We start from the raw sequence: 13,335 nt of genomic DNA, 5'->3' as shown, positions 1-13,335 counted from the left end.
GGCAACGTTACGGTCAGCGGCATCGCCCCGGCGGCTCATCGGTCAGCCTGGGGGCGCTATGCGCTTGCCGCCCGATACGCGTGGAACGGCTGGCGTATCGGGCGGTAAATTAGTTACTCAGAACTTTGACGTAAGCGCTGGCGCGCTGTTCCTGCATCCAGGTCGCCGCTTCTTCCGAGAACTTACGGTTCATCAGCATCCGGTAGGCGCGATCTTTCTGCGCCGCGTCGGTTCTGTCAACCTGGCGGGTGTCCAGCAGCTCAATCAGGTGCCAGCCGAAGGAGGAGTGCACCGGAGCGCTGGTCTGGCCTTTACTCATGTGCATCAGCGCATCGCGGAACGCCGGATCGAAGATATCGGTGGTTGCCCAACCTAAATCGCCGCCCTGGTTAGCTGAGCCGGGATCTTCAGAAAACTCTTTCGCTGCTTTAGCGAAGGTGGTTTTTCCGCTCTTAATGTCGGCTGCAATCTGCTCCAGCTTGGCCTTAGCCTGGGCATCGTTCATGATTGGCGACGACTTCAGCAGAATGTGGCGGGCGTGGACTTCGGTAACGGAGATATTCTTGCTTTCGCCGCGCATATCGTTGATTTTCAGGATATGGAAGCCAACGCCAGAACGGATCGGGCCGACGATGTCGCCTTTCTTCGCGGTACTCAGCGCCTGGGCGAAGATCCCCGGCAGCTCCTGAATACGACCCCAGCCCATCTGGCCGCCTTTCAGCGCCTGCTGGTCGGCAGAGTAGCTGATAGCCAGCTTGCCGAAGTCGGCACCGCTGCGGGCCTGCTCAACGATAGCGTTCGCCTGATCCTGCGCGGCGGCAACCTGGTCGGAGGTTGGGTTTTCCGGCAGCGGAATCAGGATGTGGCTCAGGTTTAGCTCGGTGCTGGCATCGTTCTGATCGCCAATCTGTTTCGCCAGAGATTCAACTTCCTGCGGCAGCACGGTAATGCGACGGCGCACTTCGTTATTACGCACTTCTGAAATCAGCATCTCTTTGCGGATCTGATTGCGGTAGGTGGCGTAGTTCAGACCATCATAGGCCAGACGGCTACGCATCTGATCCATGCTCATATTGTTCTGCTTCGCGATGTTGGCAATCGCCTGATCGACCTGGTCGTCAGAGATTTTCACGCCCATCTTCTGGCCCATCTGCAAAACAATCTGGTCCATAATCAGTCTTTCGAGGATCTGATGACGTAGGGTGGCATCATCCGGCAGCTGCTGACCGGCCTGGCCGGCGTTAAGCTTAACCGATTGCATCAGGCCATTGACGTCGCTTTCAAGAACAACGCCATTATTGACGACAGCCGCTACTTTATCGACAACCTGTGGGGCAGCGAAACTGGTATTCGCGATCATGGCGATACCGAGAAGCAGCGTTTTCCAGTTCTTCATACTTTTTCCATTTCAATTAACCGCAAATGCGGATTACGTTTTAAACCAGCCACATCACAGGGAGTTCTGGTACGGTAGAATGTTCGAACGCAGCATCTGCTGGGTGCCGAGACCGTAGTTGGAGCTCAGGCCGCGTAGCTCAATGTTGATGCCAAAGGTATTGTCGTATTTGCTCTCGCCGTTGCCGTTGTTATCCCAGCCGTTGATCTTGCGTTCATAGCCGAGGCGAATAGCGTAGCAGCAGGAGTTATACTGGACCCCTAACATCTGGTTGGCGCTCTTTTTGGTATTGGTATCAAAGTAGTATGCGCCGACAACGGACCAGCGATCGACAACCGGCCAGCTGGCGGTCATACCCACCTGAGAAATACCGTTTTTGTACTGCTCAGCGGTTGAATACGAAGGCAGCGTTGCCTGAATGTATTCCGGGCTGGCATAACGATAGTTAAGTTGGATTAAGCGGTTTTCGTCGCGACGGTATTCAACGGTGCCGTTACCGGTTGCGACGTTATCCAGACGCGTATCGTACTGAATTCCCCCGCGTAAACCCCAGTCATCGGCGATGCGCCAGTAAGTATCTCCGGCCCATACCAGTGAACCCCTTGTGTCGTTATTCTCCCAGTTGATGTTGTCATCACCGGTACGTGACTCGGTGAAATAATAGATTTGACCAACGGAAATATTAAAACGTTCAACGGCGGCTGCATCATATACGCGAGACGTGACGCCGGTGGTAACCTGGTTTGCGGATGCAATACGGTCCAGGCCGCTGTAGGAGCGGTCGCGGAACAGGCCGCTGTAGTCCGATTGCAGCAGGGTGGAGTCGTAAGAACCGATATGGCTCTGGTCGCGATACGGGATGTACAGATACTGCACGCGCGGTTCCAGAGTCTGGGTAAAGCTCTCCTGCATATCGCGCTCGAAGACCATTTTGCCGTCGATTTTGAACTGCGGCATCACGCGGTTAACGGACTCTTTGTAGTCCGCATTGTTAGCCGCGTTGTAGTCGTCGAGGTTGCTCTGCTGGTAGTGGGTCGCCAGCAGCTTGGTTTCGGTATTGATGCTGCCCCAGCCGTTAGACAGCGGCAGATTGATCGTCGGCTCGAAGTGGACGCGGGTCGCTTCCGGCATGTTGCCGTTGGTATTGACGAAGTGCACCGCCTGTCCGTACAGATGGGTATCAAACGGACCGACATCGTTCTGGTAGTAGTTAACGTCCAGCTGCGGCTGAGCGGCATAGGAGTTGCTCGAATCGCGGTTAAAGACCTGGAACTGTTTGGTCGACACGGTGGCGTCGAAGTTCTGGTTTACGTAGCCGGCGCTGAATTTCTGCGTGGCGTAACCGTCGGTACTGGAACCGTATTTAGAGCTGAAATCGTTAAAGTAGTCCGGATCGCTGACCTTGGTATAGTCGGCGTTAAGGCGCCATACCTGGTCGATGACCCCGGAGTGGTTCCAGTAGAACAGCCAGCGGCGGCTGTTGCTGTCGCTGGAGTGATCGTCCTGGTAGATCTTATCGGACGGCAGGTAGTCAAACTCGAACAGCCCCGCGCCGGCTTTGGTCAGATAGCGGAATTCGTTTTCCCACATCACGCCGCCGCGCTTGCTCATATAGTGCGGCGTCAGGGTGGCGTCGAAGTTAGGTGCGATATTCCAGTAGTAAGGAAGAGAGAACTCCACGCCATTTTTCGTGCTGTATTTGGCGTTAGGGATCAGGAAGCCGGAACGACGCTTATCGCCTACCGGCAGCTGCAGGTAAGGACTGTAGAAAATAGGCACTGAGCCGAGCTTAAAGCGCGCGTTCCAGATTTCCGCAACCTGCTCTTCGCGGTCGTGAATAACTTCGCTTCCGACGACGCTCCAGGTGTCAGAACCCGGCAGACAGGAGGTAAAGCTGCCGTTTTCCAGAATGGTGTAGCGGTTTTCACCGCGCTGTTTCATCAGATCGGCCTTGCCGCGGCCCTGACGGCCGACCATCTGGTAATCACCTTCCCAGATATTGGTATCTTTGGTGTTCAGGTTTGACCAGCCTTTCGGGCCTTTCAGGATGACCTGATTATCGTCATAGTGAACGTTGCCCAGCGCATCGACCGTGCGCACGGGTTGAGGCTGGCCCGCTGCCTGCTGCTGATGAAGCTGAACCTCATCCGCCTGAAGACGGCTATTCCCCTGATTAATATCGACGTTACCGGTGAATGTGGCATTATCCGGATAGTTGCCCTTCGCATGATCGGCATCGATCGTCACCGGCAGCTCGTTAGTTTTACCTTCAACGAGGGGACGATTATAGCTTGGGACGCCAAGCATACACTGCGTGGCGAGATCGGCGGCGATGCCCTGTTGGCTATACAAGGCGCTGGCGATCATGGTGGCCAGGAGGCTGGGAATACGTTTTTTCATACGTTGTATTTGTTGTTCCGTCATCTTGTGGCAGCGGCTTGCAAACGGTCAGAGCCTAACGTACTCATCTTCATCGCGCTAGTGTTAATCCTGCCCGTTTCAATCCCGAGCGTTAGGCACCGTGTAGAATGACGAGTATGATAAAGCAAATTATAGGCTATGTCCCACAATTGACCGAAGCGTCAGTGCTTTGTAACGTGCGGTCATATATAGCTTAACTGGCGGCATAAAGATTGGGGAGTCTATGCAGTATTTGGGAAAAATAATTGGGGTTGCGGTTGCGCTGATGATGGGCGCGGGTTTCTGGGGCGTGGTGCTGGGCTTACTGGTCGGTCATATATTCGATCGCGCGCGCCGTCGGCGGATTAACGTTTTTGCTAACCAGCAGGAGCGGCAGTCGCTGTTCTTTTCCACCACCTTTGAGGTGATGGGCCATCTGACCAAATCCAAAGGTCGCGTTACCGAAGCCGATATTCATGTCGCCAGCATCCTGATGGATCGCATGAATTTGCATGGCGAGTCGCGTACGGCGGCACAGCAGGCCTTTCGCGTAGGGAAATCAGATGATTATCCGCTGCGCGAGAAAATGCGTCAGCTGCGCAGCGTCTGTTTCGGCCGCTTTGATTTGATTCGGATGTTTCTGGAAATTCAGCTGCAGACGGCCTTCGCCGACGGCGAATTGCACCCTAATGAACGCGAGGTTCTGTTCGTCATTGCCGACGAGCTGGGGATCTCCCGCGCCCAGTTTGAACAGTTCCTGCGGATGATGCAGGGCGGAGCTCAGTTCGGCGGCGGTTCGCAGCAGCACTCCGGGAACCAGGGCCGCGGCCAGGCCGGCTGGCAGCAGGCGCAGCGCGGACCGACCCTTGAGGACGCCTGCAACGTGCTGGGCGTGAAGCCGACCGATGACGCGGCGACCGTCAAGCGCGCCTACCGCAAGCTGATGAGCGAGCACCATCCGGATAAGCTGGTGGCGAAGGGCCTGCCGCCGGAAATGATGGAGATGGCGAAGCAGAAGGCTCAGGATATTCAGAAGGCCTGGGAGCTGGTCAAAGAGCAGCGCGGTTTCTGATTTGCCGGCCTCTCCCGCCGGGGTGAGGCATCAGGACGGGCTCCTGGCGCGGCGGTACATCCGCCGCGGATGGCCAATTTTACCGTACAGCATTTCCACTTCCAGAAAGCCCGTTTCCACGCAGTGCTCCAGATAGCGGCGGGCGGTCGTTTTACTCAGGCCGGCGTCGTTCACCACCTCATCGACCGAAAAGCAGTGTTCTTCCCGCCCGGTAAACAGGTTCTGCACCAGCGCCAGCGTTTTTTCCTCAATCCCTTTACTGCCGCTATCGGCGCGATAGTTTTTCGCCTGCAGCTGATATAGCGAATCAACGTTTTGCTGATCGACAATCTTCCACTCCCGCTGCTGGTCGTAAAACTGAACGAAGCGCTCGAGAGACTGGCTCAACCGTTTCCAGGAGACCGGCTTAAGGATGTAGTCGAAGGCCCCGTTGCGAATGGCCAGGCTGCAGGTTTCCATATCGCTGGCGGCGGTAATAAAAATAACCGAACAGTTGGCGCTCGCCAGCAGCGGGTCGGTGATCAGCGTCACCCCCTTTCCGTCGGGTAAATAGTTGTCGAGCAGCACCAGCTGCGGCGGGCTGGCGTTGAGCATCTGCCGCGCCTGGGTGAGCGAGGCGGCCATTCCCGCCAGCCGCATGCGCGGGTGTTTTTGAATCAGCTCGGCGTGCAGCCGCGCCAGCTCGCTCTCATCTTCGACGATCAGCACATCGACCAGGTCATGATGCATAGTTTGCCCCTTGTGGCGGGTGGGCCGGACCGTCGGCGGGAATAAATAGCGTAAAGATGGCCCCGCGCGGCGAGTTATCGGCGACCTCGATGGTGCCGCCAGCCTGAGTGACATAATGTTCAATAAGATACAGTCCGATGCCGTGATCGCCACGGGTTTTAGTGGTGACGCCGCGTTCAAAGATTCGATCGCGGATCTCCGGGCGAATACCGACGCCGCGATCGGCCACTTCAATCATCAGCTCCCGGGCGTTGAGCTGGATCAGCACTTCAACCGGCTCGTGCGGCAATTCGGCGCGCTGGGTGGCCTCAATGGCGTTATCCAGCAGATTGCCGATGATAGAGATAAGCTCCGATTCGATTAATGACGGCAGCGGGCGGTCGATGTGGCAGGCGGGATCGAAGCTCAGCTCGACGCCTTTCTCGCTCGCCCGGGCGGCCTTGCCCAGCAGCAGGCCGCAGAGCGTCGGCGAGCTAAAGCGGGATGAAATAAAGTCCAGCAGCTCCTGGGCATGCTCCGACTGCGCCTGAATATAGCGAATGGCCTCGTCGTAGTGGCCCATATGCAGCAGGCCGGAAAGCGTGGTCATGCGGTTGAGCTGCTCATGGCGCATGATGCGCAGGTTATCCACATAGCGTTTCACCTGGCTGAGCTGGGCGCTAAGCGAGTTGATTTCATCGCGATCGCGGAAGGTGATCACCCAGCCCTGCAGCGAATTCTCCAGCATGATGCGCACCCGGCTGGCAAGTACGGTGAGCTGGTTGAAGCGGCATAGCTCATCGTGAGTGTCGCTTTCCAGCATCTCGCCGCTGGCGAAAAACGGCTGCGGAACGATGACGCTATCAATGGACTGCCCGCGCAGCCGGTACGCGGGCTGGCTAAGGCCGAGCAGGCTGCGGGCCGCGCGGTTAATGACCTTGATGCGGCGGGTATGATCGATAACGATGACCCCTTCATAAATCGATTCCATCATCGCCTTTTGCTGGCGCACCAGCAGGCCGATTTCCCGCGGCTCCAGGGAGAAGATCTGCTTTTTGATGCTGCGGGTGAAGTACCAGGAGAAGATAAATAGCGCAACCAGCAGCAGCACGGCGGCGACGAAGATATTGATGACTTTTTGCAGCGTGATGCTGTCGAGGTAGCTGGTCAGATAGCCGACGGAAACGATGCCCACCACCTGGCCCGCCTCGTTACGCACCGGCGCCTTGCTGCGCAGCGAAATCCCGAGCCCGCCTTTGCGGATAGTGGTAATGGTTTGCCCTTCCAGCACCGCCTGATTATCGCCGCCAACCAGCCGGGTACCGACCCATTCCGGGTGCACGGAGTGGAACAGATGCACGCCCCGCGCGTCGCCAACAACGATAAAGCTGGCGTCGCTGCGGGCGGCTATTTCCTGCATAAAGGTTTTGATCGCCTGCGGGTCCTTGCGGGCAACCTGCTGACGTAAATTGGGCATCAGGGCGATCTCTTCGGCCTGTATTTTGGCGCGGGTGCTCATCTCCTGATAAAGCTGATGGCTGGCATCGAAATAGTAATAAACGCCCAGCAGGGCAAACAGGATCGAGAAAAACGCCACCAGGGAAATAAACAGCTTAAATTGAAAGGAAACTTTCATAGGCCTTGTACGGAGTCTCAGTAAGGCGGGTAAGAAACGAGCGGCCGCTTACGCCGGGGTCAGGGAACAGGATCGATCCGCGAAGCCTATTTATAAATGATCTATAGCGCTTGCGACAAAAAACCATAAAAACCACGCTAATAAATCAGAGATATATCACGCCGGGAATAGAAACCATAAAAACCATAGTGCCCATTAAAACTTCATTTTTAATCTGGCGATCCTCACATTAAGTCGGCTTATTCCCCCCTAGTCTGAAGATGAATAATAACTAAAGGGCTAAACCTATGAGCACCACAGACAATGCATTCTCTGCGACCCTCGACCCCATCGACACCCCAAAGGCCACGCTGAAACAGCGCTGGTGGCACGTTATGGATAACCGAAAAGTCGGGATTATCCCGCTGCCTCTGTTCCTGCTGGCCGGCGGCTTAATTGCCCTTGACTGTCTGGGCGGCAAGCTGCCGAGCGACATTGTGGTGATGGTGGCGACGCTGGCGTTTTTTGGCTTTGCCTGCGGCGAGTTTGGCAAGCGCCTGCCGGTGCTCGGCAAGCTCGGCGCGGCGGCGATCTGTGCGACCTTTATTCCCTCGGCGCTGGTCCATTACGGCCTGCTGCCGGACGTGGTGGTTGAATCCACCACCAAATTCTACAAGTCGACCAATATTCTCTATCTCTACATCTGCTGCATTATCGTCGGCAGCATAATGAGCATGAACCGCACCACGCTGATTCAGGGATTCCTGCGCATTTTCTTTCCGATGGTGTGCGGTGAAATTGTCGGCATGCTGGTCGGCGTTGGCGTCGGGACGGCATTAGGCCTGGAGCCGTTCCAGGTATTTTTCTTTATCGTCCTGCCGATTATGGCCGGCGGCGTAGGGGAAGGGGCGATACCGCTGTCGATTGGCTATGCCGCGCTGCTGCATATGGATCAGGGCGTCGCGTTAGGCCGCGTTCTGCCGATGGTTATGCTGGGCAGCCTGACGGCGATTGTCATCTCCGGCAGCCTGAACCAGCTGGGCAAGCGCTTCCCGCATCTGACTGGCGAAGGCCAGCTGATGCCGAACCGCAGCAATGAAACGCATCGTGAAACCGCCGGTGACGAAAGCTTCGGCGGCAAAACGGACGTGGCGACGCTGGCGTCCGGGGCGCTGCTGGCGGTGCTGCTGTATATGCTGGGGATGCTGGGCCAAAAGATGATTGGCCTGCCGGCGCCGGTGGGGATGCTGTTCCTGGCGGTGCTGCTGAAGCTGGCTAACGGCGTATCGCCGCGCCTGCAGGAGGGCTCTCAGGTGGTGTATAAGTTCTTCCGCACGGCGGTGACCTATCCGATTTTGTTCGCCGTTGGCGTCGCCATTACGCCGTGGCAGGAGCTGGTTAACGCCTTTACTATCACTAATCTGCTGGTGATTATCAGCACCGTCTCCGCGCTGGTGGCGACCGGGTTCTTTGTCGGTAAAAAAATTGGCATGCATCCGATCGATGTGGCGATCGTCTCCTGCTGCCAGAGCGGCCAGGGAGGAACCGGCGATGTGGCGATTCTGACCTCCGGCAACCGAATGAACCTGATGCCGTTCGCCCAAATCGCCACCCGCATCGGTGGAGCGATCAATGTCTCTCTGGGCCTGCTGTTTCTGAGTCACTTTATGGCGTGATTTAGTTCTGTGCTAACAGGAAAAACTGCTATTTCCCTCCACAGGACGAAGAAAATTTCTTTGTCCTGTATCCTAAATTCTGTTCATTTAGCGATACAATCAGCAGCGAAATCCGTTATCGCGACGGCAGCCCTGCCGCCGTTATTTTATTCAGTGAAGGAGAGGAATTAATGTCCGTGGATACTCCCGCCCGTGCGGGCGCCAGCGTAGAAACCCAGCTGGCGGTGAAAGCGCAGCGTGAAGCTCGTCAGAGCGAGTTGTTAACCCATTATCAGCAGCCGGTTATTTCGCTCACCCTGGTGACGCCGGGCGCGGAGAAAGACAGCATCCGCTATCGCAATATGATGGGCGTGGCGCTGCAGGCTTTCGATCAGTTGCTGTGGAAACACCGCTGGCAAACGCTGGACCGCCAGGTGCAGTGGCTGCCAACCGGGCCGGAAGCGCTGTGGTGCGTTGAGCACTCTGCCAGTGAAATTAACGCGCTTTGCACGGAGCTGACGCAATCCCATCCGCTGGGGCGTTTATGGAATATCGAAGTGATTTGCCCGGCGGACGGCCTGCAGAGCCGCCCGTCTGCTGCCGAGAGCAACGATCGCCACCCGCAGCAGTCGGCCGCTCACGTAGAGCAGATGATTGACGCCTGGTTTGCCCGCGACTAACGGATGATAGCGTGAGGAACCCCGCTCTCGCCGCGCTTAGCGGAGGGGCGGGGTAGCCCGGGTAAGGCGCTTACGCCATAGCCCGGGGAATCAGCGGTCAGAAGTCGACCGGCGCGCGGAAGGTCATTGCGTTGCCGAAAGCGGGATGGGTGATGGTCAGCATCTCCGCGTGCAGCAGCAGGCGCGGGGCCATAGCCAGCGCTTCCGGTGTCGCATAAAAGCGGTCGCCGAGAATCGGGTGGCCGAGGGCCAGCATATGCACGCGCAGCTGGTGCGAACGCCCGGTAATCGGCTTCAGGCGCACGCGGGCGCTGTTATCATCCGCGTACTCCAGCACCTCATACTCGGTTTGCGCCGCCTTGCCGGTTTCGTAGCACACCTTCTGCTTTGGCCGGTTCGGCCAGTCGCAAATCAGCGGCAAATCCACCAGGCCTTCTGCTTTCTGCGGGTGACCCCACACGCGGGCGACGTACTGCTTCTTCGGCTCACGCTCGCGAAACTGACGCTTCAGCTCGCGCTCTGCCGCTTTGGTCAGCGCCACCACAATCACGCCGCTGGTGGCCATATCCAGCCGGTGAACCGACTCGGCCTGCGGAAAGTCGCGCTGCACGCGCGTCATCACGCTGTCTTTATGATCCTCCAGCCGCCCCGGCACGGACAACAGGCCGCTCGGCTTGTTGACCACCATAATGTGCTCATCCTGATAGAGGATAACCAGCCAGGGGGCCTGCGGCGGATTGTAGTTTTCCATCGCCATATTCGCGTTCCGTTACTGGTGAGTGACGACGATTAAACGCAGCGCATCAAGACGCCAGCCGGCCTGGGCCAGCGCATCCATCACCTGCTGACGGTTGCTCTCAATTGCCGACAGTTCGTCATCGCGGATGTTCGGGTTAACCGCTTTAAGGGCTTCCAGACGCGACAGCTCCGCCGACAGCTTGTCGTTAGCCTCATCGCGCGCCGCTGCGATCAGCGCCTGAGCGGCCTTCGCGACCTGGGCTTCGCCGAGCTGCAGGATCGCGTGAACGTCCTGCTGTACCGCGTTGACCAGCTTGCTGCCGGTATGGCGGTTAACGGCGCTCAGCTGGCGGTTGAAGCTCTCGAACTCCACCTGGCCGGCGAGGTTGTTGCCGTTCTTATCCAGCAGCATGCGTACCGGCGTGGCCGGCAGGAAGCGATTAAGCTGCAGCTGCTTCGGCGCCTGCGCTTCGACGACGTAAATCAGCTCGAGCAGCAGCGTCCCGACCGGCAGCGCCTTGTTCTTCAGCAGCGAGATAGTGCTGCTGCCGGTATCGCCGGAAAGGATCAGGTCCAGGCCGTTGATAATCAGCGGATGCTCCCAGGTGACGAACTGCGCGTCTTCGCGGGAGAGCGCGACGTCGCGCTCAAAGGTGATGGTGCAGCCGTCTTCCGGCAGGCCCGGGAAGTCCGGAACCAGCATATGATCGGACGGAGTCAGCACAATCAGGTTCTCGCCGCGATCGTCCTGGTTGATACCGACGATATCAAACAGGTTCATGGCAAAGGCGATCAGGCTGGTATCGTCATCCTGTTCTTCAATGCTTTCGGCGAGCGCCTGCGCCCCTTCGCCGCCGTTGGAGTGAATCTCCAGCAGGCGGTCGCGGCCCTGCTCCAGCTGCGCTTTCAGCGCGTCGTGCTGCTGGCGGCAGGATTTAATCAGCGCGTCGAAGCCGTCGGTCGTCTCCGGCGCGGCAAGATAGTTAATCAGCTCGTCATGGACGCTATCGTAAACGGTACGGCCGGTCGGGCAGGTGTGCTCGAAGGCATCAAGGCCTTCGTGATACCAGCGGACCAGCACCGACTGGGCGGTTTTTTCCAGATACGGTACGTGGATCTGAATATCGTGCGCCTGGCCGATACGGTCCAGACGGCCAATACGCTGCTCCAGCAGGTCCGGGTTGAACGGCAGATCGAACATCACCAGGTTGCTGGCGAACTGGAAGTTACGGCCTTCGGAGCCGATTTCAGAACACAGCAGCACCTGCGCGCCGGTGTCCTCTTCGGCAAACCACGCGGCGGCGCGGTCGCGTTCGATGATCGACATCCCTTCGTGGAAGACCGCGGCGCGAATACCTTCGCGCTCGCGCAGCACCTGTTCCAGCTGCAGCGCGGTGGCGGCTTTCGCGCAGATCACCAGCACCTTCTGCGAACGGTGGCTGGTCAGGTGGCCCATCAGCCACTCGACGCGCGGGTCGAAGTTCCACCAGGTTCCGCTATCGCCTTCAAACTCCTGATAGATCTGCTCCGGATAGAGCATGTCGCGAGCGCGCTCTTCGGCGGTTTTACGCGCGCCCATAATGCCGGAGACCTTGATGGCCGTCTGGTACTGCATCGGCAGCGGCAGGCGAATGGTGTGTAGTTCGCGTTTCGGGAAGCCTTTCACGCCGTTACGGGTGTTACGGAACAGAACGCGGCTGGTGCCGTGGCGGTCCATGAGCATGGAGACCAGCTCCTGGCGCGCGGACTGCGCCCCGTCGCGATCGCTGTTGGCGGTCTGCAGCAGCGGCTCGATATCCTGCTCGCCGATTAGCTCGCCGAGCATATTCAGATCGGCATCGCTCAGCCTGTTGCCTGCCAGCAGCAGGGCGACGGCGTCGGCCACCGGGCGGTAGTTCTGCTGCTCTTCAACGAACTGGGCGAAGTCGTGGAAACGGTTTGGGTCCAGCAGGCGCAGACGGGCGAAATGGCTCTCCATTCCCAGCTGCTCCGGCGTGGCGGTCAGCAGCAGGATCCCCGGCACGCGCTCGGCCAGCTGTTCAATCGCCTGGTATTCACGGCTCGGCGCATCTTCGCTCCACACCAGGTGGTGTGCCTCATCGACGATCATCAGATCCCATTCGGCGTCACACAGGTGCTCAAGGCGCTGCTTGCTGCGGCGAACAAAATCCAGGGAGCAGATTACCAGCTGCTCGGTTTCAAACGGATTATAAGCGTCGTGCTGCGCTTCGGCGTAGCGCTCGTCGTCAAACAGCGAGAAGCGCAGGTTGAAGCGGCGCAGCATTTCGACCAGCCACTGGTGCTGCAGGGTTTCCGGAACGACGATCAGCACGCGCTCGGCGGCGCCGGCCAGCAGCTGCTGATGCAGGATCATCCCGGCTTCGATGGTTTTACCGAGCCCGACCTCATCCGCCAGCAGCACGCGCGGGGCGTGGCGACGGCCAACGTCGTGGGCGATGTGCAGCTGGTGCGGGATCAGGCTGGTACGCTGGCCGCGCAGGCCGCTCCACGGCATCCGGTACTGCTCGCTCTGATATTTACGCGCGCGGTAGCGCAGCGCAAAGCGGTCCATACGGTCGATCTGCCCGGCGAACAGGCGGTCCTGCGGCTTGCTGAAAACCAGCTTGCTGTCGAGCAGCACTTCACGCAGAACCACGTTGGCTTCCTCGGTATCCAGACGGGTCCCGGTATAGGCCAGCAGGCCGTTTTCTTCATTAACTTCGTCAACCTGGAGCTGCCAGCCTTCGTGGCTGGTGATGGTGTCGCCCGGATTAAACATCACGCGGGTGATCGGGGAGTCGTTGCGTGCGTACAGACGATTTTCACCGATGGCGGGGAAAAGAAGGGTAACCATGCGCGCATCCAGCGCTACTACCGTCCCTAATCCCAGTTCGCTCTCTGTGTCGCTAATCCAGCGTTGACCAAGTGTAAAAGGCATATGTGTTCGGCTCTTTAGTTCTTAAATTGCAGGCAATAGTTGATCATCTCCGAATAGGCTGGAGAGAGATCAAAATTGGGTCCAGGAGTGGAAAGGGCGCTATGGTACTGGATGCTGCGGTGATAGTCACCTG

The 13,335-nt window shown here is 58.1% G+C and carries 9 protein-coding genes; 3 read left to right on the top strand and 6 right to left on the bottom strand.

Annotated elements, in window-relative coordinates; translation table 11 throughout:
- Positions 1–109 precede the first annotated feature (109 nt).
- Both surA and lptD read right to left on the bottom strand, forming a co-directional pair.
- Complete coding sequence (gene surA / locus GO007_RS22500; protein WP_095103829.1) at positions 110–1,396, bottom strand: peptidylprolyl isomerase SurA; 1,287 nt, start codon at positions 1,394–1,396, stop codon at positions 110–112.
- A gap of 54 nt (positions 1,397–1,450) precedes the next feature.
- The gene (gene lptD / locus GO007_RS22495; RefSeq protein ID WP_095103827.1) at positions 1,451–3,796 is read right to left on the bottom strand and encodes an LPS assembly protein LptD; all 2,346 of its coding nucleotides are present in this window, start codon (positions 3,794–3,796) and stop codon (positions 1,451–1,453) included.
- 244 nt (positions 3,797–4,040) lie between these two features.
- Between lptD and djlA the strand changes: the two genes are divergently transcribed.
- Positions 4,041–4,868: a co-chaperone DjlA gene (gene djlA, locus GO007_RS22490; RefSeq protein WP_095103825.1), complete on the top strand. Its 828-nt coding sequence runs from the start codon at positions 4,041–4,043 to the stop codon at positions 4,866–4,868.
- 30 nt (positions 4,869–4,898) lie between these two features.
- On the opposite strand, the gene GO007_RS22485 is transcribed toward djlA, so the two are convergent.
- On the bottom strand, positions 4,899–5,597 hold the full coding sequence (locus GO007_RS22485; protein ID WP_095103823.1) for a response regulator: 699 nt from the start codon (positions 5,595–5,597) through the stop codon (positions 4,899–4,901).
- Positions 5,587–7,212 (bottom strand): ATP-binding protein, encoded by a 1,626-nt coding sequence (locus GO007_RS22480; RefSeq protein WP_095103821.1) that lies wholly within the window; start codon positions 7,210–7,212, stop codon positions 5,587–5,589. The genes GO007_RS22485 and GO007_RS22480 overlap by 11 nt, the downstream gene beginning before the upstream one ends.
- Positions 7,213–7,499: 287 nt before the next feature.
- On the opposite strand from GO007_RS22480, the gene GO007_RS22475 reads away from it, so the two are divergent.
- Together GO007_RS22475 and GO007_RS22470 are read left to right on the top strand one after the other, a co-directional pair.
- Positions 7,500–8,867 (top strand): 2-hydroxycarboxylate transporter family protein, encoded by a 1,368-nt coding sequence (locus GO007_RS22475; protein ID WP_095103819.1) that lies wholly within the window; start codon positions 7,500–7,502, stop codon positions 8,865–8,867.
- Between the two features lie 170 nt (positions 8,868–9,037).
- The gene (locus GO007_RS22470; protein WP_095103817.1) at positions 9,038–9,526 is read left to right on the top strand and encodes a citrate lyase holo-[acyl-carrier protein] synthase; all 489 of its coding nucleotides are present in this window, start codon (positions 9,038–9,040) and stop codon (positions 9,524–9,526) included.
- A gap of 97 nt (positions 9,527–9,623) precedes the next feature.
- Here the strand turns inward: GO007_RS22470 and rluA are convergent, their stop codons facing one another.
- Together rluA and rapA are read right to left on the bottom strand one after the other, a co-directional pair.
- A complete protein-coding gene (gene rluA, locus GO007_RS22465; RefSeq protein WP_095103815.1) occupies positions 9,624–10,283 on the bottom strand; it encodes a bifunctional tRNA pseudouridine(32) synthase/23S rRNA pseudouridine(746) synthase RluA in 660 nt (219 codons plus the stop codon).
- 12 nt (positions 10,284–10,295) lie between these two features.
- Complete coding sequence (gene rapA / locus GO007_RS22460) at positions 10,296–13,202, bottom strand: RNA polymerase-associated protein RapA (protein ID WP_095103813.1); 2,907 nt, start codon at positions 13,200–13,202, stop codon at positions 10,296–10,298.
- Positions 13,203–13,335: the final 133 nt, after the last annotated feature.

It is taken from the genome of Klebsiella sp. 10-1, from assembly GCF_009758445.1.
In the GTDB taxonomy this organism is placed as follows: domain Bacteria; phylum Pseudomonadota; class Gammaproteobacteria; order Enterobacterales; family Enterobacteriaceae; genus Klebsiella; species Klebsiella scottii.
Note: the sequence above shows the minus strand (reverse complement) of the source record. Positions and strands in the feature narration are given on the sequence as shown.